The organism is Streptomyces sp. NPDC055815 (assembly GCF_053616475.1).
Genome location: NZ_JBSHDU010000024.1, coordinates 1 through 21,477, shown reverse-complemented (window position 1 = coordinate 21,477; position 21,477 = coordinate 1). Strand labels below are relative to the sequence as shown.

Sequence of the window (21,477 nt, the reverse complement as noted above, 5' to 3'; positions counted from 1 at the left end):
GGTCCTCCTTGAAGGCCGGGAGTGCTGCCCCTGGGCCGGGTGACCCGGCGGCGATCCCGACCTGGGACCACGGAACGGCAGGTGATGCTCGTTGCCCGAACCGTCGGCCCGACACCGGCACTTGATGCCCTCTGGTACGGAGACCGGGGGTCGGCGGCACGGTCAGCGAATCCAGCGGAAGTCGAGGGCTTCGAGTGCGTGGCGTTGTTCGGGAGTGAGCCGCAGTGGGTCGCGGCGTTTGGCGGCGATCCAGGACGCCAGATGGAGTCCGGTGTCGGGGCAGAGGTAGTCGTAGGGGACATCGAGGTGCTGGTGGCTGCGCCAGAAGGCGCGTGCCGCGAGCAGTCCTCTGGTGAAAGCCCATGCCGCGTGTCCGCGGGGGCGGCGCAGGAGCAGGGCCAGGGGGTGGCGCAGCGGGAGGGCGCCGAGGAGTTCGTGCTGGTCCGGGTGGAGGGTGGGCAGAGCGTCGATCTGTTGGTCGAGCCAGCGGGTGAGGGGGGTGTCGTCGGTGTCGGGGCGCAGGTCGGGGAAGGGCAGGTTGCCGGCGCGGGCGGCTGTAAGGGCCTGGGCGTAGGTGTGGTGCCAGTGTTTTGGCCAGTGGGTGCTCCACCAGGGGTAGATCTCGTTGAGGGCGCGCTGGTAGCCGTAGGGCAGGGTGCGTTTGTTTGCTTCTCGGCGGCGGTCTGCGATCCAGCGGCCGAGGCGGATGCCGCCGAAGGATTCCTCGGGGTGCGGGGCGAGGTGGCCGTGGCGGTCTTTGTAGTCGCGGGCGATCTGCAGCTTGTGCTCGATGCTGTGAGGAGGGTGGGGCCAGATCATGCCGAGGGTGTCGAGCTGGTCGATGCGTTCGGGCAGGAGCATGCGGTTGATGCGCAAGGAGCGCTGCTGGCCGAGCCACCAGCCGAGGTAGAAGCGGTCGGGGCCGAGGTAGCGGCTGGGGACGTCGAGGTGGCCGTAGGTGTCGAGGAAGCGCTGGGCGCTTTCGAATCCGATCTGCCATACCCGGTTGGGTGCTCCGGTGGCCTGGAGGTCGAGCAGGGGGATGATCTCGTCGGCGCGTTCAGGCCGGGCGGCGACTCCCGGGTTGTCCTCGTAGTCGCGGTAGAGGGCCCAGTCGACACGGTGGATGACGTGCTCGTCGTAGGTGCTCAGGGCGATGAGGACCTGGTAGAGGAGGCGGTAGCGGGTTCCTTTGACTCCCTCCTCCAGTTCCTGTCCGGGTTCCATGAAGACGGGGACGATGATGGTGGAGATCTTGTTGTCGCCGGGGTTCTGGCGCAGTGCGCGGCCGACGGCCTGGGTGATGTCGAGAGAGTTCTGCTTGGAGTCGGCGAAGAGGATCGAGTCGGTGCTGGGGAGGTCGATGCCCTCGCCCAGGCAGCGGCAGTTGGTCAGGACCGCTCTTTGGGGTGCGGCGTCGGGGCTGGGGCTGTTGATCGGGACGGACCCGAAGGTCTCGATCATCTTCCTGCGGACAGCGGGGGCCTGGTCGGCGTTGACGGTGCCGACGAGGAGAGGCGCCTGTGTCCCGGAGGGCATGAGCGCTGCTGTTTCGTGAAGGGTCTCGGCGAACATGCCGGCGGAGACGATGAGGCGGTGGAAGGTCAGGGTCCGCCGCAGGTCGTATCGCTCCTGGGCGCGCAGCAGGGCGATCTGGGCGGCTGCCACACGCAGGGCTTCGGCGCCGACGGATGCGATGGAGGCGTATCTGAGGACGCGGTGCAGTTCGGCGTCGCTGATCTCGACCGCGACGATGCGGTAGTCCGCGAGCAGGCCCTGGTCGATCGCTTCGGCGAGGGAGATGCGGTAGACGACGGGGCCGTAGAGGCTGTGGTCATCCATGGAGGCCACTTCGCAGCCGACTGAGACCTGGGAGCCGGCTTTCTCGTCGAAGATGCGCGGGGTGGCGGTCATGTAGAGCCGGTGGCGGGCGGGCAGGAGATCGTTGTCGTGGATGACGCCCCAGGCTTTGTGGCGGTTGCCGGCGGTGCGGTGGGCCTCGTCGGAGATGACGATGCCCCAGCGCGGCAGGTGGTGATCGCGGTGGGCCTGGGCCAGGTGGTTCAGTGACTGGTAGGTGCAGAAGACGTTCACCGGGCCGTCGGTCAGCGAAGCGCGGCGGGCGAGTTCGCCCGGGTCGTGGACCATGGTGAGAACTCCGCGCAGGGAGCGGACGTGGGTGTCCTCACGCGAGCAGTAGCCCAGGTAGATCCCCTGGCGGTCTTCGCTCTGCCAGACAGCGGCCGTCTGCTCGAGAAGGTCCAGGGTGGGCATCACGATCAGCGCGTTGCCCTGGGGGGCGGTCTCCTGGACGGTGTTGAGGGCAACGAGGGTCTTGCCCGTGCCGGTGGCCATGACGACGCTGACTCGGGGCGCGCCATCGGTGAACTCGTGGACGCAGGCGTCGACGGCGAGTGTCTGGTGGCCGCGTAGCGGTGTTCTGAGGCCGTTGCTCGTCAGCGTGGCCACGATGCCCTCCCGGCAGCGGATCGTCACGTTGCGGATCAAGGTTCAGACCCGTGCCGTGGAGGTTGTCGGGGTGTTGCCGCCGGATTCACCCGAAGGAGTTACGGGCTCTTGACCGGGCTGTGCGGCGGCTGGCGACGATAGGGCGCAAGCGTGCGGGGCGGTCGCAGAAGAGGGGTACGGCGTGGTGCTGCAGATGCCGGGGCTCTACGGTCCTCGTCAGCCCCTGCCGATGCGTGTGCTGCCTCTGCCCGGTGAGTCGACGGGGTCGTTCGTGAACCGGCTGGCGCACGCCAACGGGCTGGAACTCTGGGACTTCCTTCACCGTGTGGGCCAGGGCACGGGATCATCGTCGGACGATGCGGCCCGCGTGGCGAAGTACCCCCAGTGCACGGAGATGTACGTGAACGGGCCGGGCCTTGAGTATCTGGCCATGCTGGCCGGTCAGCCGGCGGCCGTGCTGCGACGGGCCCTGCCCGGGCTGGCGCCGCGCCACCGGCTGCCCGGTGACGGGGACGCGGTGTGGAAGTGGCCCTGGCAGCCGCCGGAGGGCCACCTGGTGCGCTGCTGCACGAGGTGTGCGGAGGCCCGCGGGGTCAGGGAGCCGGCCTGGTGGCTGCTGTCGGACAGCTGGCGGGTGTGCACCCGGCACGGACGGTGGTGTGACGACTCGCGGACGGAGCCGCTGGACGGGCTGTCCCTGACGGAGCTCCCCGAGGTCGTCGAGGCGCATCTGGAGCGTGGCCGGCTGCAGAGGCAGTTCGGCGGGTCGGGTGAGGAGCTGTTCGCCGACGCCTTCCAGGTGGCGGCGGAATGGTGGCGGGCGATGCCCACGGTGCTGCGCTGGGTCCACCGGGCGTGGGCGTGCGAACTGGAGGACCGCAGCACCCGGGTGATGCCACTGGTGATCTACCCGGAAGCGGCACGCCTTGCGCAGCTGATGGTCGAGTTCGAGCAGTCGGACCTCCGCGACACCGAAGCCCGCGGCCGGTGGCTCGGCAAGGCCGAGGCACTGATGGTGTCGTGGGAGCTGGACGTCCAGGCAGGCAAAGGGCCGCTGCTGGACTGGCTGCACCGCCACCGGCTACCAGCGGACCCGGAAGCAGAGCCGGCCGCCCGGTCCAGGCGGGGACGGTTGCCGCTTACCCCGGGCCACCGCCGACTCGCCTCGACGAGTGGGCCGTTGGAACAGCGCTCGTGCTTGTCGTGACCTGGTACTCGGCCGCCGGCCCAAGGTGCGCCCCGCCTCCCCGGGAAACCGGCCCCACGGAGGCGGGCTGTGACGTGCTGAGCCAGCGTGCGCGGTCACCCCACTGGGACAGGGCTCGAAAGGCAGCGCGCCGGGTGGCTCTGCGAAGCGGGCGAGGGCCGGGATGGGGAGGGATATGCGGGACGTGCGGGCCTGGCACCTTGATGAGTGGGGTGAGTTGACCGTCTCAACTGCGGTTGCCCTGGCAGGTGTGGCACTCGAGGAGAGACAGCCGCCGACGGATCCAGTGGCGTATCACGGGCGGCAGGGAAAAATCACGGCATGGCCGTCGTCGGCACGGTCGAAGGTGGTGTGCGGGTCGCTGCGCCGGCTGCGGGTGGCGGTGGAGATGGACTTCGACCCCGAGGTTGTCCGCTTCAGCGGGGAACCAGTGGAGCTCCACTGGAAGTCAGGGCGCACCCGGCACCGGTGGCGGCCGGACTTCGTCGCAAGGATGCGGGACGGTTCTCGGTGTGCCGTGATCGTGCGGCCGGCGCGCGGCATCGGGCCGCAGTGGCATGAGCGCCTGGCGGCGCTCGACGAGGTCGTACAGTCCGCGGGCTGGCAGGTTCGGATTCGGTCCGTCCCGCGGGGTACCCGGTTGGAGAACCTGATGTGGCTGGCTGACTACCGATTTGCGGACCGGGTGGACCCTGAACAGGAGCAGGCCATTCTCAATGCTTTTCGGCGCGGGCGGCCTCTGTTCGAGGGTGCCGGTGCGTGCGGAGTGCCGGTACTGGTCGCTGTTGATCTTGTGTATGGGCTGATGTGGCAGCGACGGCTGCTGTTCGACTGGGACCAGCCACTGCCTCGGGGCCCGGTGGTGTGGGCGGCGGAGGGGGCGGCGTGACTCAGCGGAAGCTGTGGGGTTGGTTCGAGAGCGACCGGGTCAGCCTGGAAGACCGGGTGCGCTGGCGGGGGCGGGAGTTCCGTGTGATCGCCTTCGCCGGCCCCCACGTCACGCTCCAGCCCCTGCGGGAGCCTGCTGCGCTGGTGGAAGCCTCGTACGCGGAAATGGTGGGGTCGGCGGACTTCGCCGTCCTGGACGAGGCGGGAAATGCCGTCGAACGGACCAGGCTGCCTCCCCTCGGACAGTTGTTGGTCGTCGGCAAGGAGGACCGCAAGCAGGCGCTGATGTGGCACCGGCACATGAAGGAGGTCGAGACCGGGATCCGGCCCGGCCGGCGTGTTCCGCGGGCGGGTTACGACCCGGCGTCCACCACGATGGAGCAGCGGCTGAAACGTAAGGCGGCCGAGCTCGACGAGTTGGACATCAGCATCAGCTGGCGCACGCTGGACGACAAGCGGCGCCGGTGGAAGCGGGCGGATGAGAACCCGCTGGTCCTCATCATCGACGGGCGCAAGGGGCGGGCGCCCTCGCCGGGAGGGAGGACCGACCTGCGGCTGCTGGAGATCATGCAGGAGGTGACCGCGATCCTGGCGCGCCAGTCGGGCGGGAGGATCGGGCGGGCATTCGATCTGGTCGAGGAACGCGTCGAGGCCCGGTACGCGAAAGAGCTCGAGGATCCGCAGGAGGCGAAGCGGCTGCGGCTGCCACGCTCGACGTTCTACAAGCGGATGCACGAGCTCGGCCTGTCGGCCATCCTGCTCGGCACGACCCGGCAGCGGGCCTCCCAGGCGAGCAAGCCCAAGAAGCCCTACACCCCCTCGTACGCGGTGCGGCCCGGGCAGATCATGCAGATCGACACCACTCCCCTGCGGATCAAGGTCCTGGGCGATGACGGGGAGGTGGTGTCGGCGGAGATGACGATCCTGATCGACGTCGCGACCCGCAGCATCGTCGCGCTGATGATCGTGCCTGTCGTCACGGGCGAGGGAAGACCCGGGCAGCGGGTCGGCGGCCGGGCGACACGCACGTTCGACCTGGTCCTCCTGCTCGCCCAGGCCTACGCGCCCATGCCGACGCTGCCCGGCTGGGACCCGCTGACCGCGGCCAGTGTCTCGGCGCTGCCGTTCATCAAGCTGCGTGAAGCGGACCCCCGCTTCACCGAGGCCGCCGCGGCCCGCCCGGTGATCCACCCCAGGACGATCATCGTCGACCAGGGCAGTCAGTATCTGAGCCAGCACTTCGAGGACGTCTGCAACTTCCTCGGCATCACCCTCCTCTATGCACGCAAGGAGCAGCCCGACGACAAGCCGATCGTCGAGCGGGTCTTCTCCTCGTTCGCCGACTCCTTCAGCCAGTACGTCGCCGGCTGGACCGGCCGCAGTCACGCGGTACGCGGGCGGGGTATCGAGCGCCAGCCGCTGTGGACCATCAACGAGGTCCAGCACATGGCGCACGAGTGGGTGGCCCTGGACCATCAGCAGCTGCCCCACGAAGGGCTGCAGCACCCGGAGCTGCCGGGCGTGACGCTGTCCCCGAACGAGATGTACGCGGCGCTGGTGCCCGGCGCCGGCTACCGGCCCAGGCCCCTGTCACCGGCGGACAACCGTCAGCTGCTGCTGCCGGCCTGGGTGACGGTCAACGACAAGGGCTTCGACATCGAAAACCGCACCTACCAGAACGAGGCGGGTGAGCTGAGGCTGCTGGCAGGCCTGTCCTCCGGGCTGGCCGGCCCGGGCAAGGGCGGCCGGTGGGAAGCACGCTTCAACCCCTACCGCCCCGACATCGCCTGGCTGTACGACCACCGTGGCCCGGGACGGTGGATCAAGGCGGACTTCATCCACCGGCGGCTGCTCACCGACATCCACTGGACCGTGGATCACTGGGAGGAGGCCACCGCCGTGGTCCTGGCCGACGGCGGCCGCAAAGAGCACCAGGCCGCGATCGCCCTCGCCGTGAAGGAGCGGCGCCGTCGTACCCGCACCGCTCCCCCGCGCCACACCCGCACCGGGCCGTGGATCCCCTTCCAGGGCCCCGAGCTGAACGTCCACGAGCCTGCAGTCGACCCGTACGCCGGCATCGGTGAGATCGACCTGGACGCGATCACTCCCTACGAATCCCTGCCGATCCCGGCGCGTCTGACCGCCGCACCGGCCCGCGGCCTCCCCCCGGCTTCCGACAGGGAGGGGCTGGCCGCCCTGTTCGGCGACACCCCGACCGACGACGACGTTGACGCTGACGCTGACGCTGACGAAGATCCGTTCCCCGGTGCCGAACTCGGCCTGCCTGGAATGCCCGAGAGCGTTGAAGGAGAGATGTGAAGGCCACCACGGCGCTGCAGAAAAAGCAGGAGGAACGGGCTCTGCACCGGGCGCAGCTGGCGCCGATGCGCCCGGAATGGATCTACCGCCGGCAGGGGTGGAACAGCTTCGCGCGTGAAGACATCGTCCAGCCCGACCTGGCCGCCCATCCCCCGCTGTCGACTAAGGAGGAACGCCTCGGCGACCCTCGCCTGCCTTACCACGCACATCTGAAGCTGGTGGCGCACCAGGGCTACGACGAGGTTCTGCTGGCGGCGTTTCGAGCAGTGATGGTGAATGGAGACCGCCGTGAGGGGGTCCTGGACCGGGTGATCGACGGAATGAGCGGCACTGGCAAGTCCTTGCTGCTGCGCGCCATCGGCCGCACGGTCCAGCGGGACATCGAGGACCGCACGGAAGGCGAGCTGGGCACACAGATCCCGGTCGTCCACATCCTCGCGCCGGCCGACACCGACAGCAAGATCAACTGGGTGTGGGAGATCGCCTGCTTCCTCGGCCTCAACACCGAGCCTCTCAACGAGAACGACCTGCTGCGCTGGCGCAGCTATCCCGACCTGACGGCGCCGGTCAACTACGTGCTGGAGAACGCACTCACCCGCCTGCTGCTCGTCGACGACATCCAGCGCGTCCAGCCCCACCAGCTCGCCCCGGTCCTGCACTACTTCGACTATCTGCGCAACCGGCTCGGAATCACCACGATCTTCTGCGGCACCGGTGCCAGCGACATCGTCTACGAAGCCCGCGCGATCGCCGACCGGCATCAAGTCGTCGTACAAAGGCACCTCACACGCCGCGGCCACCGCGGCACCGGCCAACAGGACGCGCCACAGGAGGAGCAGGCGCACTCCCTGCTGCCCATCACCTGGCTCGACCCCATCCCCTTCAGCGCCCAGGACAAGGACTCATGGCTGCAGGTCCTGGCCGGGTACGAGAAACACCTCAGCCTGCACAACCTGACCAAACACGCCCTGACCGAGCACCACGAGTACCTTCACAACCGCACCGGCGGATACTTCCTCGCCCTGTCCCAACTGATCTGCCAAGCAGCCACCCTCGCGATCCTGACCGGAACCGAGAACATCACCCGCACCGAACTCGACGCCATCCACATCGGCCGCGGGCACTGAGGTGAGGTACGGCGCACTGTGAAGCTACCGGCTATGAAAGGAAGGTCGCGAGCACGTCGTCACAGGATGAGAGGGATCAGTTTCGGTGACGTCCCAAGACCTGTCAGGAGGCTGACCTTGGGCACGGGCTTGTTCGCCTTGCGGCGTCCTAGAACCTCAGCCCTTACAGCATCCACAGTCGTCTGCGCCCACTGCTCCTGCACCGTGGCCAGGACCAGGCCGGCCGCGCCGGCCAAGGCGCACCCCTGAAGAAGCTTGGCAGCCTCCTCCTTCCGCTTTCTGTGGGTGTTTGCGAGCGAGTCATTCTTCTTGGCCTCCCCCAGCCACAGTCCCTGGGCGGTGGCGAGCGCGAAGTCCATCTCGACACAGGGATTGCCGTCCACAAGGAGCTCGAACTCCTCGCAGACCAGTGCCTGACGCGCCCAGGGCTCGCCGTGGAGGAACCGTGTGGCCAGAAGGGGGACGTCCCCGTCGTTCACCACGAGTTCCATGACTGCCGGATGCAGGTCGTAGAACCATCGAGGCTCTGGTGCCGCAGGTCTCCAGCGGCCAGATGTCAGCCGGTTGGTCCCCCCGCAGCGCCGGCACAGATAGCTCTGGCTGATCTCCGACAGAGGATAGAACTCGAGGATCGGGCAGTGGACGCAGCCCAGGATCAGCCCGCGGCGCAGTACGCCCTGGGACGTCCACTGATCCACCTGCTCTCGCCGCGCCGTCGGCTCCCATCCACGGTCATCGAGGCCGGCGATGGCCTCCCAGGACAGCACCGTTGCCGACTTGAGCTTCCACCAGCTGCCCACCGGGCAGCCCCCGGGGACGGCTGGAGACATGAACATGCGCAGCAGGGCCCACCCAGGGCTGGCAGCAAGATCTTCCAGCGCTGTCCTGGAACCAAGGAGGCGTTCGGTGATGGCTGCCCGCTTCCCTGCTGGACTCGGGCGGACGTCTGCACCTTGGGCAGATGCGGCGACCTTCAGCGTGCTCTTGATACCCGGCCAAGCCAGCCGTGGGGAGGCGAGGGAACCTGCCAGGGAAGCCCCGCTGGGGACAAAGTCGAAACGATGCGACCAGTAGGTGACTCCCCCGTCCGCAGCTCGAACAAAGGTCTCCCACGGGTTCTGCCCTGCGGCAATCACGGCGTGCGAACCCAGTACAGGAAGGGGCGGCACGGGGTGGCTGGGGGCGGTGAGGGTGACCTGCCAGCGGTGCCTGTCGGGATGCAGACCGTTCGGGACTTCCGCGGCCAACGAGAGAGATGCCTGAAGGGTGCCATCAGGTTCCCTGGTGACGGGCAGTGAACGCGGTTGGTCCCAGCTGTCCTTCAGGACCACCATCAACGGGTGGTCAATGTCGATGGCGTCAGGGTGCACTGCTTCGAAGGGACGTTCTTCCTCCTCCGGTGGAATCGACCTGAAGGAGCGCTTGTGCCACCTCTCCTCGATCTGCTGTCGAGTCTCGTCAACGGTCAGCGACGCGCTCGTCACCAGCACGCGCTTACGCGGCGAGAACAAGCACATGTCGTACAGGCCAGACTCAGCCCACGGAATCCACGTCACCACGCCACGGATCTGGCGCAGCACTTCAGCAAGGGCAAAGTCCTCCGGGCGGTCCCCCAGAACGACAACGGGCTCCCGTCGCTGGAACGCTCTTGAGACCGAGACGCACAGCGCCGCCTCCTGCGAGCGGGCGGGACAAGAATCCCCAAGTACACCTGGATGCAGCTGCGAGAGCATAGGCGACTCATTGCCGCGGGCGGCGGCCTCCTGCCACTGGACGGCCGTGATCTGGCCTTCCACTTCGGATTCACCGATACCCACGTGCATCGCATAGGCGAGGGCGTCCACCGTCGTCACCAGACGCCGAGGGACACCGACGGCCGTTGCCTTCGTGACCGCAGACAGTGGCGTGAGGTCGTGCACGTCGGCGTCGAACAGGTGGCTGCTCTGCACATGCTCGTCGCGCCTGTTCGTACCACACAGCTCTCGCAGTTCGTCGGCCGCTGCCTCGGCCTCCTGAACGATGGGCGCGTTCCACGGTTCCTTACGCAGCATCTCCTCGAACTGCTCGCCAGCAGCCTCGGCTGCTCGACCAGCTATCAGCCCATCGATGGTGCCCGGCCGCACCCCGTCGGCCGTAGCCCACGACGGCACGTAGGCGAGCACGTGATCAGGATTGAAACGCGTCAAGCAACGCTCCACAGCCGGGTGCGTGACGGCGACAGACGGGATGACCACGCTGCCGCTGCACCCCCACACCCTGGACAGCCGTGCCAGACCCGCCGCGGCCCAAGCCACCCAGTTGTCATCATCGTGGGGCGCCACCAGGACCACCCTGGGCGGCCTGGCCGCGTAGGACAGAGGCAGAAAGGCAAAAGACTGCTCAGACACCCGCCCAGTGTCTCTCATCCAAGGCCTGCCGATCCGGGCGGATCAGCCCGGGACATCGCCGTGCGACCGAGCGGCCTCGGGAGTCGTTGTTCCTGTCGATCCGGGTGGGGCGTGCGCCCCACGTATTCCCCGGCCCGGGGCCTGTCCGTCTGGCAGAGCAAGTCAGGGCGGCTTCAGAAGAGGAAGGGCCGGTCCTGCGGCAGTGTGGTCTCCAGCTGGTATTCGATCTTGTTGTTCTGTAGAAGCCGCGTGATGTCTGCATGCTTGGAGTACGGATAGGTGAGGGACAGGAGGCGCTGGGCTCGGGTGAAGGCGACGTAGTAGGTGCGCAGCAGTTCGTTTGTCGCTGTGCTGGTGTGCGGGGCTGTCCAGGCTGTGATGAGTTCGTTGATGTCCTGCGCCTTGGGGAGGTGGACGAGGACGGCTTGTGCCTGGCTGCCCTTCGCGCGGTGGATGGTGGAAGACCGGATGGCGGGGTCTGAAGGGGCGTTGTCCTGGCGGGGGATCATTCCGATGAGACGAGAGATTGGTTCGTCCAGGTTTCCCATGGCAAGCGGGATGCGGCTGGCTGTCGGCTGCTGGCCATCGGTACGGGTGGGGGCCGTCTGAGTCTGTAGGACCTTGCGGGCGGCCTTGCGCCAGTCCCGGGCTGGCGTGTGGTCCACCGGAGGCAGCTCTGCGAGGAAGGATGCGGCGCGCCGACGGAACAGGGCTGCTGTGAGGTTGTGTCGTGTGAGGAGTTCATTCAGCGTTCCCGGCTCGTCGGGGTACCAGTGGTCGCGGAGGAACGTGGTGGCTATCGACAGGGCGTGGGTGCGCGCCGAGGTGGAGACGTCGGCCGCGGTGAAAACGGCGGCTGCCCAGGCCAGCGCCCTGGTGTTGGGCTCCCTGGGGTATTCGGGAGCGGGCTGGGTGCGCGCTTTGGGGATGGCGCTGTTCTTGTAGGCCAGAGCGAGGCAGTTGTCTGCGTCAATGTCCCAGGTGGCGGCCCAGGCGGTGAATGCCTCGCCAACGGTGGATATGTCGGTGAAGTGGGAGATCTCGTTGCGGTGTCTGCCGTAGGGCAGCAGGAGCAGCGGGAGGTTGTTGTCGTGGTACTCCCCCACTGCTACGTCTGGTGTGGTGCGCTCTGGTGGCCGGAGTGTGGCGGCCAGTCGGCATATGGCAGTGCTGCTGCGCCAGTTGCCGGTCAGCTCAAGATGCTCGGGGATGTGCTGGGTGAAGGTGTGCAGTTCTTCCGGGCGGGCGTCGTTCCATTCGTAGATGCCCTGGTCGGTGTCGGCGACGATCACCAACGGGATGCCTGCATGGTGGAGGCGGGCGAGGATGAGCAGGTCGAGGGCGGAGCAGTCCTGCGCTTCGTCGACGACGATCTCGAAGAACCGGTGCTTCAGGAGCTCGGTGCAGGAGGGGTCGCTTGCATGTTCCAGTGCGGCGATGCGTACTTCGAGTCCCGTCATGTAGCCGTTGACCTGCCACAGCCGGTCGCGGGTCGCTTTCGCCCGGGCCAGGTAGTCGTCCTCTGTGAGGGTCGAGTTCTGCAGGTGCGTTGCGGCGTTGGGCCACTGCACGCTGGTCTGGCGTGTGGCGGGGTCGTAGCTGAAGTCGAAGGAGGAGAGAGGGATGTCGCGGGGGCGGACGCGGGCTGAGGGGATGTGGTCCCAGGACAGGATGTGCTGCCATGCCGGGGTGGCCGGCAGGTGCGGGCGGACGAGGTATCGCCACAGGAAGCTGTCGAAGGTGCCGATGTAGTGGGGGTACGCGGTCAGGTCCGCGCGGTTGGCTTCTCCTGTGCAGCGGTTGCGTAGTTCGTCCGCTGCGACGTTGGTGAAGGAGAGCAGGGCGCGTCCGCTGCGCCGGTGACCGGTTGGTGTGTTGCAGTGCCGGTCGATCAGGGTCCGGGTCTTCCCGGCTCCCGGGCACGCCCGGATGAAGACGGGTGCCCCAGCATGGACGGCCTGCTGCTGTTGGTTGCGTGCGTGTTCGCGCTGTTCGTCGATGTCGTTCACGCTTCGGTTCCGTCTACTCCGCTGATCCAGCGAATAGCGGTTGCAAGGTGATCGGGAACCTTGAACCTGCCTGGGTGTTGGGTGAGTCGCTCGGCCAGCCGGTAGGCGTAATCCCCCTTCGGCAGACCGATGCCGGTGCCCTTGGCGAACAGAGCGCCGAAGGCGTCGGCCCTCTCGTCCGTCGTGGCGGCCTCGGTGATGGCCTTCCAGTGGTGCTGGGACTTGGGCCTGAGGTCGAAGAAGATGTCGGCCAGCAGTTCCTGGTTTCCGTCAGGCCTCATGAGCTCCGGCTCAAGGGTCGGCTTGCTTTCCGCGATGTGGAACAACTGCTGTGGTACTCGCCATTGCAGGAGGTTTTCCCTCAGCCAGGACGCACGGTTGAAGCGGACTGCTGCCGCGCCTTCGGGGTCGGGAGCTTCAAGATCCGCGGCCGCATGGGAGTCGTCGGTGGTCTCAGCGGTCTTCTTTCCGGGGTCCTGATCGGTGATCACGACGACACGGTCGGCGATCCGTGCGTCGCCGGCTTTCGCCAGGAGCACACGCAGGTAGGGGGTGAAGTCCACGCCGTCGACCGCCACGATGCACGTGCCGCGGAAGACGGCTTTCGCCCGGCGCTGCTCGGCCTCGGGAAGGGAGGATAGAACGATGTCGGCGAAGGCCGGAATGAGGAGAGCTTCCGCAAGTCCCTCGACCAGGATCACTCGGGATCCGAACAGCATGGCCGATTTGGTGATGTCCAGATAGCGGTCGAGCTTGGCGGTCTCATGATCTGCGAAAGGGATCTCGTTCACGGGGACCGCGGCCGTGGTGAACGCGAACATCGGCTTCTTCCGCTTCCCCGGCATCTCTTCTTCGGTCTCGGGGAGAGCTGGCTCCTGCCACGAGGCCGGCGCCGGCGTACGGCATCGCTTGAGCACCACCAGGTCCCGCACTGTGGTCGCGGCCGCCAGCACGGGCGAGTGGGTGGTGATCACGACCTGAATGTGTCCCTGAGGGGCTCCGTCTGTACGTGGCGGGGCGCTCTGCGACCGTAAAGCCTGCGCGCGCAGGTGCTCCAGCAGAAGGATCTGGAGCTGAGGATGGAGGTGCGCTTCGGGCTCTTCCACCAGGAACAGTGTCAGGTCCGCTTCTTGGGCAGCATCAAGCTCGGCAAGCACAGTGGCGATGTACAGCAGGTTGGCGTAGCCAAGGCCCGAGCGGCCGATGTCCTCCGCGTCCAGGCCTTCGTCGCCCATGCGGGTACGCAGGGCTCGCGCGATGGAGACAAGGCTGGGTTCGGCGAAGGACAGCCCCATGTGCTGGGGGTGCGCTCCCGCCGTCAGCAGCTCCAAGGGCTCGTTGATCCGCTTGCGAGCAGCCTGGATCTTCGTATGGGACTCCAGGCCTCGGAAGTGCTCTGCCTGCTCCTCCTCGAAGGCTTTGATCGCTTCCTTGGCGCCGAGCTCTGCCGCGAGAATCAGCCGGAGCCTGTTGCCCGCGCTGGAAGCCAGCTCCTGCTGCGCATTACGCATGGGCGGCAGATAGACATGGCGGATGGTGCGGCGTGCTTCGGGCTCGGGATCATCCGGCAAGCGTCCGGCCGACCACACGGGCCGCTGTGCCCGGGCCCCAGGCGCAGGACGAGTGAACCGCGCCGTGTAGCGAGCATTACGCCCGATAGGCACGCTTGAGTCGTCCGCCGGCGAGATCAGCGCCTGTAGATGCGTCCCGGCTTCCTCGGGCGAGAGACCCGCGTACAGAGCGACCAGTTCGGCCGAATCAACCCACGGATGAACGTCCTCGGCGTCCCACCAGCGCGTACGCCGGTCATCCAACGGATCAGTCAGCAGCCGCAGGACATCGATGAAGTTGGACTTCCCCGCGTTGTTCTCCCCCACCACCACCGTGACGCCCGGCCGCAGCGCAACGTCGGTGTCCAAGAGCGACTTGAAGCCCTTGGCACGCACCCGCCCCAGATACACCCCACACCCCCTCAGGTTCCCCGGCCCAAGGCTATCCAGACACGACGCTCCCTCCAGCCCAATCGCCGCAGACATATGACGTGACCGCACGGCACCGAGTTCGGCAACGCCGAGAAGAAGGGCGCCAGCCCGGCAGGAGCGCCCCTGCTGCGCCTTAGAACTCCTAACGAAATGATCTTCGAGGTGGTTGGATCGCTCCGGGAGTGACGATCCGGGGGTGTGGGGTGGCTCGGCCAAAGCCGTGGCATGTCGAGGACGAGCTGTGGGCGGTGATCGAACCGCTGCTACCGAAGGTGGAGCGCCGCACTCGCTATCCCGGGCGCAAGCGGCACCCGGACCGGCTGGTGTTCCAGGGCATTCTGTTCGTGCTGCACACCGGGATCGCCTGGGAACACCTCCCGCAGGAGCTCGGCTTCGGCTCGGGCATGACGTGCTGGCGCCGCCTGGCCGAGTGGACCGAGGCCGGCGTCTGGCCCCGGCTCCACGAGGTCCTCCTGGCCGAACTCCGCAGGGCGAACCTGCTGGACTTCTCCCGGGCGGCGGTCGACGGCTCCCACATCCGGGCGTTAAAAAGGGCCCCAAGACGGGACGAAGCCCTGTCGACCGGGGCAGGACGGGCAGCAAACACCACCTGATCACCGACGCCACCGGCATCCCGCTCGCCGTCACGCTGACCGGCGGGAACCGCAACGACGTCACCCAGCTCATCCCGCTCTTGGAAGCGGTGCCGCCCGTGCGGGGCAAGCGTGGCCGTCCACGGCGGCGCCCCGATGTCGTTCTCGCTGACCGCGGGTACGACCACGACAAGTACCGGCGCCTGGTCCGGGGCCTCGGCGTGAAGCCGCTGGTCGCCCGGCGGGGCACCGAGCACGGCTCCGGACTGGGCGCTCAGCGCTGGGTCGTGGAGCGCGCGTTCGCCCATCTGCACTGGTTCCGGCGCCTGCGGATCCGCTGGGAGATCCGCGACGACATCCACGAAGCCTTCCTCGCCCTCGGATGCGCACTGATCTGCTGGCGACGTCTGAACGCGCCCCGCTGCATCGAGGCCGAGGCAGCTGTTGCAGGATCTCGGAGTCGGGATCCAGCTCCGGGAGGCACCCCATCACCATCATCACGCACGAGGACCCGATCGGCCGGGGCCCCACCAACTACATGATCCACGCCGACCTGTCGGACCGGCAGGACGGCTGGCGCGAGCAGCTGTGGACCCGCCGGCTCACCGAGGACACGTTCGAGGTGGCCTGTCTGCCCTTCTTCACCTACGGAATCTGCTACCGCGACGTGGTGACCATCGACAGCAACCACCTGGTGACCAGAGTGGTGCGCAAGTCCGGCCACCGGACCCTTCGCGTCGCACTCGCCGTGGAACACGCAGACCGAGACCAGGTGCACGAGCTCCTGCACGGCAAGACCGTCCACGCCGGCCTGCCACATGAGTGGCTCCAGGGCACCTACCTGGCCGTGGACCTCCCGCCTGGCTCGGACGAGGCGCCCTTCGTCGAGGCATTGGAACCCCTTGCCCAGGCCGGCACCCTCCACTGGGAGATCGACGCCTGACCTGAAAGATCATTTCGTTAGGAGTTCTTAGGCAAAAGGGCACTTCTGAGCGACCGCGCCAATGGCGACCTGACCAGCCGGGCAGTTCCCTACCTGGGCGCGACGGACCCGCTGGGCGGGACGGGACTGGTTGCGTGGCATGGCGGTTGTCTCTCCATGTATCCCGCGCTTGCCCGCAGTCGTGCGGGGGGATACCGCAGGCCCGGGTGGGGGCCTTGGCCGTCAGGGCTGTCCCCGGCGCGGGCGGGGATGCAGCGGCGGCGACGGGCGGTGCGCGTCCTGCCGAGCGGCACGTAGTGGTCTGCGCCGGCCGCTGTCGGGCGCTTCGGTGCTTCTCCACCACGCAGGGCATCACGGGTGAGCGGCACGTAGGACCTCCGGTCCCTGTGTGGCTGCTGCGTGCTGAGCAGGGACGGACACATGGCACGTGCGGGGGCTCCGGCCTCCCAGCCACGGTGTGGGGTCCGGGCGACGGCACGGCCCGGTGCACGTTCCTGGTAGGCGAGGCACTCGCTTATGGCCCTGTGCCTTCCCACGGGTTAGGCGGGGGCGATGTCGGCCGGGCGTCTGCGGGGCGGGGTGGTGGTGAAGAAGATGCGCAGGGGCTGGTCGATGTGTTCTTCACGGCCGGGGCCCGGGGCGGCGTCGAGTAGGGGTGCGAGGTCTTCGGGGCCGGAAGGCGTCAGGATGAGCCAGCGGAGTATGACCTTCTGGGTCAGGAGTCTGACGGCCTGCAGCTTCTCCTGCTGTTCCTTCTCCGTCTGTTCCTTGATCGCTCTGCCGTGTGCGTAGCAGGAGCGGGCGTTGTAGGCCTCCCTGGTGAGGGCGCGGGCGTGGTTCTGTTCCTCGGGGCTGAGGAATAGTACGGAGGCACGGTTCTGGAGGGTGCTGGAGATCCCTCTGCCTCCTCTGTCGTTTGAGCTGCGGAGCAGGAGTTCCAGGCAGATCACGTAGTCGAGGAGCAGCTTGCCGTAGTCCGTCTCCCCAACGCTGTCATGGTGGCGGGTGCGCTGGTAGGCGTCCAGAAGGCGTGTGGCGGCGTCCTGAAGGCGCTGGGCGCGTTCTTTGGGGATGCTCCGGCTATGGGTCCTGCCGGCCATGACGGCGTCGATCTTCGCCGAGATCGTGGTGCAGAAGGCGGTCAGGGCGGGCAGATCTGCGGCCTGGACTCGGTAGTCGCCGGTGGCGCGGACCTCGGTTTCTGCATCTCCTGTGTGCTGGTCCTGACGTGTCGGCACGTCTTGGTGGTTGAGGTCGAAGTAGCGTCCGCGCGCGACGGTGAAGACGGAGTCCACCTGGAGGAGTTCCTCGTCCCACAGCATCAGGGGAAGGAGGGCTTGCCAGTGCTGGGCTTCCGGATGCGGGCTGGTGGCGTCGGACCGGTCCGGTGGGCGGGTGACCTTGTGGCCGGGTTCCGGGAGGTGGAGGAACGGTGCGCCGGTGATGAGGTCGAGAGCGTGGCTCCAGGGCTGGATGCTGTGCAGGGCAGGCATCGGGACTGTCTTGAGGAGCTCATCTGCGGTGAAGGTCTGCAGGGTGTACTGCCCCAGCGGGATGCGCGTTCCTTGGGGAAAGGTGCCGTTGAGGAGCAGCCATCGCTCGGCGACCGGTGCCGGGCCGGTGCAGAAGGCGACGAAGTCGTCTGCGACCTCGGCCGGGGAGAGCGGCGCGTCTACGGCTATCAAGCCTGCCGCGTACGCCAGGCCTGACTCCACCAGCAGCGTCCACTGGTTCAGAGTCCCGTCTCCTTTGCCCAGGGTGTAGAGGTCGGGGTGCTCGTCCCTGGGCGCTGCGGCGGCCGTTGCCGCCACCACGTCCTTCCAGTGAGGCTGAAGCATCAACATCCCGGGGGACTGCGATTTCGGCGACACGCCGCCCGCGTGCTCGAGCCAGGACAGCACGGCCTCGCGAAGGACAGGTTCCTTGCTCATAGGACCCGAAACTAGCTGTCTACCTCACCCGTGGGCAGCGGTTTTCCCACATCGGAACGGGCGCGGAGCGCTGCACTGGTACTCGGTGCCTGGGGGCGTGGTCAGGGCGGTCTGCGTGTGGCTGCATCGGGTCTCGCACTCGGCGCCCCGGACTGTCCCTGCGTCTGGCGCTGGGCCGTTTCTGGCGGATACCGGTGCCCGCCTGAACGCGACCGCGGTCAGCGGTCGCGCTTGGGTGTGCTCCCGTGGTTCCTAGTGCTGTGTCAGCTCGGCGTCCAGCGCAGCGAGCTTGGGCAGCAGGGCGCTGTATCCGCGTTGGAGGTGGTAGAGGCCCTGGATGGTCGAGTTGCCATCGGCCGGCGAGGGCTGCGGTCAGCAGGGCGGCGACGGTGCGGATGCCCTCGCCCGCGACGTGGGTTGCGGTGAGGGCGGAGGGCCCTGCACGGTGATGGTCGGCCGTCGGAGGTGATGGCGGCGCCGAAAGCGCGTAGCGAATCGACGTGACGGGCACGGGGCACGGGGCTCCTTCCGGGATGTGCTCCTGCGAGACAATCGCGGAGACACGAGTCTGGCAGGTGGGGGCGGGGATGAGCGAGGAGTGGTCTGGGGCCGAGGGCACGTGGCCTGATGGGCGGGAGGTCACTGAATCCGTTGCATCCCTGCGAGCAGCGACGCGAGCGTTGCGGTTGCATCTGGACACGTTGTCTGCGGTCTTCCACTTCGGTGGGCCGGCTGACCAGTTCCTTGCGGAGGCGGCGTTTCCCCACGCCCGCTGGCGGTACGCCTGTGCCGATTCGTTGCTGGGTTCGGGCATCGGCGGCACTGTCGTGGGAGCTATAGCCCGCAGCCTGTTCGACGACGGTCTGCTCTGGCAGTGGATCGCCGAGTCCCCCTCCGAGAGGCGGCCGGGTCTGGTGGGCAGCATGCTCGAGGAGCGTGACCGGATCTGCGGGACTCTGGCCGACCACGAGGCGAGCTGCCCGAACCTGGCCCGATGGTTCGTTCCGTTGTACGACGTCACTGACCTGACGGGCTCGTCCCTAGCGGCGCTGGCCGCGCCCTCGCTTCCGGATACGGCAGAGCTCTTGGACCTCTTCCTCGCCTCCTCGCCCACACGGGCGGGCGCGGCTTCGCTGCTCGGAGGCCGAATCGAGGACCTACTGCAGGCTGCCCGGGGCATGCTGGCGATGCCCGGACTGCGCGGAGCGGTGATGGTGCTCGCGCACGCCGGTCACGGCAATCTGTTGGGGCTGCAGAGCAGTGTGGCTGCCGGCGGGGCTGTTGGGCATGATCTGCGGGCCGATCACGAGGCTCTCTTTATGCACGTCGCCGCCGTGGGCGTCACGGTGACGCTTCTGGGTACGTGCGCGGCTGTACCAGAGTGCTGGCCGCCGGAGGTCGAACAGGCAGGATTTCTGGGCACGCTGATGCGGCTGACCGAGGATGTCGTCACCGCGGCGAGCGCGGTGCACGGTCTGGGCGATCCCAAGCCTGCGACGAGGGACGCTTCGAAAGTCAGGGTGAAGACGCGGACGCGGCGTCTTCGTCCTGATGTCCTGGTGGCACACCACGACATACTCCCGGACGTCCTCGATGCCGGTCGGGTCGTCGCCGCGACCCGACAGTACGAAGATTTCGTGCACAGCTGGATCATCAGCCCGTGGGCTCACGGCAATCCCAAGCTGGCGAACGCTCTCACGCACTACGGGGCCCGCTCCACCTTCGCGACCGTGATGGACACCTTCGAGGAAGGGGCCGCTGTCACGGCGGTCTTCGCCGCCCGGATGCTTCTGGAAGAGGCCGCCCGGTTCACCTGGCTGACCCAGGACCCCCAGGACGAGGACGCATTCGTCCAGCGGTCCACCCAGTACTTCGACGAGTTCCGAGCCAAGAAGAAGAGCACGATCGCCGCGTTCACAGGCAACGGAGTAGCCCTTGCGGCCGCCACCCGGTTGTTGAAGATGCCCGACCACGTCATCGAGGTGCCGCAGACGATCACCAAGGGCCGCAAGAGGCTGCCGTCTGTCGAGAAAATGCTTCTGCTCATGGGGGCGAACTTCCCCGAGCCGGGCTGGCTGCCTGCGGCCTACTCGCTCCTGAGTCAGGTCACGCACAGCACACCCATCGGCCTCATGCACATGACCCGTTACCGTGACCAAGTCCTGTCCGGCGGCGACATCTCCCCCGAGATGCTTGCCTTGGCACTGGACGCAGCCTGCCTGGGCAGCGCCACCCTGATTGGCAGGTCCGGCCTGATGCTGACCCAGGGAAGCGACGAAGGCCGGGAGTACTCGATAGGCCTGATGCATCGCGCGTTGGAAGTTCACAACACAGCCCGGCCGGTGCACGGTCTGGACTGATCCGCCTTGACCGGCAGCCGAGATGCAGCGCTGGGACCCCGACCGGAAAGCTGGCCTGTCGGCACCCGGGCTCACCGCGAGAGCGGGTCGGAGCCTGGTGTCTTCAGCTGCTCCCGCGAAGGGTCACGCGCCATCGTGCTGGTCGTAGCCATCGACGAGGGGCTGTGACCAGCAGCGCCGCTTCACGGGCCGTGAGTCACTGAAGTACCGGTCCAGGCGCGCCTGCGACGATACTGCCGTTCCAGCCAGTACACGTAACGCGGTGTAGCGTCGCGGATATCGAGGCTGATGGGTAAGGAGCGAACTCGTCCAGGAACAGCTTATGGAGAATTCGCCCACTTCAGCGTACTGATGCCTGGCTCGTCCGGAACGGGGGCGAGTGGGATGCATGGAGGACCTTCATCCGCCGCATTCTCAGGGCAGCGTTCTTCAGGGCCTCGCGCCTGCCCCCAAAAGAGTCCGCCAGACCCTAGGGCGGCGGCCGGCTCCCGGAGAAGAGGAGTGCCGCCACCTGAGCAGTAGACTCGACCACCCCTCACTACGCCTCTGACCTGCTCAAACAGGTAGGCGACCCCATGGGATTCCCGCGACACTTTCGAAAATCCCGTCCTTTCAACGGAGCCGCAGGTCAGATCCCTCCAGCTACAGGTACTGCCCAAAGATCCCCTGGTCAGACGCGTCCCCCACCCCACCTCAACTGTCCAACTCAAATCACGGAACAGCAGATCAGACCTACTGCGACTGTCCGGCAAGAGACAAGAACTCACAGTGGTAAGTGGACCGCAGGACATGTCAGCACCCCGGCAGCACTCACCACACCCCACGCAACACAGCGACCGAAGCGACCCGAGTACACATCCCCCACAGACGCAGGGAGCAGGTGATGGTGGGGCTGGGGTGCAGCGACGCCGCGGGTACCGGAAGGGCCATCCGCGGCGTCGTTCCATTTGGATTGCCACGGTCGGTGGGGTCCCCAGGGAGCGGCTGGCTTCGTTGGTGTAACGCAGGAACGGTTGACGCCGAGTTCGGGCAACAGATGTTGATCAAGCGGTCCAGAATGTTGTCGAGTTCCGAGAACGGTTCGCCGAGAAGCGGCGTTGTCAGTGGGTTCTGCCAGAGTGTGTTTCGTGGATGAACTGGTGGAGCGTGTCGACCGTCAAGATCGTGTCCTGGGAGTGGTCACCCGTCGACAGGCGATCCTGGTATGGCTGGCTGACCGAGTCAGAGCGTCACTCGGCCCTGTTGTGGCGTGCCGTAAACAC

General features: G+C 67.3%; 12 protein-coding genes and 1 pseudogene. 8 read left to right on the top strand and 5 right to left on the bottom strand.

Features of this window, described 5'->3' with window-relative positions:
• Positions 1–162: 162 nt before the first annotated feature.
• Positions 163–2,496, bottom strand: coding sequence for a Helicase associated domain protein (locus ACWGN5_RS17380; protein ID WP_453515835.1), 2,334 nt, complete (start codon positions 2,494–2,496; stop codon positions 163–165).
• A 154-nt stretch (positions 2,497–2,650) separates the two neighbouring features.
• Here ACWGN5_RS17380 and ACWGN5_RS17375 point away from each other — a divergent pair, with 154 nt between their 5' ends.
• The 4 genes from ACWGN5_RS17375 (at position 2,651) to ACWGN5_RS17360 (ending at position 8,010) form a co-directional block, all read left to right on the top strand.
• A complete protein-coding gene (locus tag ACWGN5_RS17375; protein WP_453515833.1) occupies positions 2,651–3,676 on the top strand; it encodes a TniQ family protein in 1,026 nt (341 codons plus the stop codon).
• Positions 3,677–3,926: 250 nt separating this feature from the next.
• A complete protein-coding gene (locus ACWGN5_RS17370; protein ID WP_453515830.1) occupies positions 3,927–4,565 on the top strand; it encodes a TnsA-like heteromeric transposase endonuclease subunit in 639 nt (212 codons plus the stop codon).
• Positions 4,562–6,883 carry a transposase gene (locus ACWGN5_RS17365; protein WP_453515828.1) on the top strand — a complete coding sequence of 774 codons (2,322 nt, stop codon included), beginning with the start codon at positions 4,562–4,564 and terminating at the stop codon, positions 6,881–6,883. Before ACWGN5_RS17370 ends, ACWGN5_RS17365 begins: the two co-directional genes overlap by 4 nt.
• Positions 6,880–8,010, top strand: a complete 1,131-nt coding sequence (locus ACWGN5_RS17360; RefSeq protein WP_453515826.1) for an AAA family ATPase — start codon at positions 6,880–6,882, stop codon at positions 8,008–8,010. The genes ACWGN5_RS17365 and ACWGN5_RS17360 overlap by 4 nt, the downstream gene beginning before the upstream one ends.
• Before the next feature lie 59 nt (positions 8,011–8,069).
• Here ACWGN5_RS17360 and ACWGN5_RS17355 read toward each other — a convergent pair whose 3' ends face one another.
• Positions 8,070–10,196 (bottom strand): hypothetical protein, encoded by a 2,127-nt coding sequence (locus ACWGN5_RS17355; RefSeq protein WP_453515824.1) that lies wholly within the window; start codon positions 10,194–10,196, stop codon positions 8,070–8,072.
• Between the two features lie 22 nt (positions 10,197–10,218).
• Between ACWGN5_RS17355 and ACWGN5_RS17350 the strand changes: the two genes are divergently transcribed.
• On the top strand, positions 10,219–10,362 hold the full coding sequence (locus ACWGN5_RS17350; protein ID WP_392864182.1) for a hypothetical protein: 144 nt from the start codon (positions 10,219–10,221) through the stop codon (positions 10,360–10,362).
• 208 nt (positions 10,363–10,570) lie between these two features.
• On the opposite strand, the gene ACWGN5_RS17345 is transcribed toward ACWGN5_RS17350, so the two are convergent.
• The gene (locus ACWGN5_RS17345; RefSeq protein WP_453515821.1) at positions 10,571–12,406 is read right to left on the bottom strand and encodes a UvrD-helicase domain-containing protein; all 1,836 of its coding nucleotides are present in this window, start codon (positions 12,404–12,406) and stop codon (positions 10,571–10,573) included.
• On the bottom strand, positions 12,403–14,367 hold the full coding sequence (locus ACWGN5_RS17340) for an ATP-dependent nuclease (protein WP_453515818.1): 1,965 nt from the start codon (positions 14,365–14,367) through the stop codon (positions 12,403–12,405). The genes ACWGN5_RS17345 and ACWGN5_RS17340 overlap by 4 nt, the downstream gene beginning before the upstream one ends.
• Positions 14,368–14,591: 224 nt before the next feature.
• Here ACWGN5_RS17340 and ACWGN5_RS17335 point away from each other — a divergent pair.
• Positions 14,592–15,388 (top strand): annotated as a pseudogene (locus ACWGN5_RS17335) (IS5 family transposase); the annotation flags it as partial.
• Positions 15,389–15,519: 131 nt separating this feature from the next.
• Entirely contained in the window at positions 15,520–15,924 is a 405-nt protein-coding gene (locus ACWGN5_RS17330) for a DUF4265 domain-containing protein (RefSeq protein ID WP_453515815.1), read from the top strand.
• 539 nt (positions 15,925–16,463) lie between these two features.
• Here the strand turns inward: ACWGN5_RS17330 and ACWGN5_RS17325 are convergent.
• The gene (locus ACWGN5_RS17325) at positions 16,464–17,762 is read right to left on the bottom strand and encodes a hypothetical protein (protein WP_453515813.1); all 1,299 of its coding nucleotides are present in this window, start codon (positions 17,760–17,762) and stop codon (positions 16,464–16,466) included.
• Between the two features lie 680 nt (positions 17,763–18,442).
• On the opposite strand from ACWGN5_RS17325, the gene ACWGN5_RS17320 reads away from it, so the two are divergent.
• The gene (locus ACWGN5_RS17320; RefSeq protein ID WP_453515810.1) at positions 18,443–20,215 is read left to right on the top strand and encodes a hypothetical protein; all 1,773 of its coding nucleotides are present in this window, start codon (positions 18,443–18,445) and stop codon (positions 20,213–20,215) included.
• Positions 20,216–21,477 lie beyond the last annotated feature (1,262 nt).

Coding starts and splice junctions, on each gene's coding strand:
- ACWGN5_RS17325 (WP_453515813.1), bottom strand. CDS start 17,762: ATGCTTCAGCCTCACTGGAAGGACGTGGTGGCGGCAACGGCCGCCGCA.
- ACWGN5_RS17320 (WP_453515810.1), top strand. CDS start 18,443: ATGAGCGAGGAGTGGTCTGGGGCCGAGGGCACGTGGCCTGATGGGCGG.
- ACWGN5_RS17330 (WP_453515815.1), top strand. CDS start 15,520: ATGATCCACGCCGACCTGTCGGACCGGCAGGACGGCTGGCGCGAGCAG.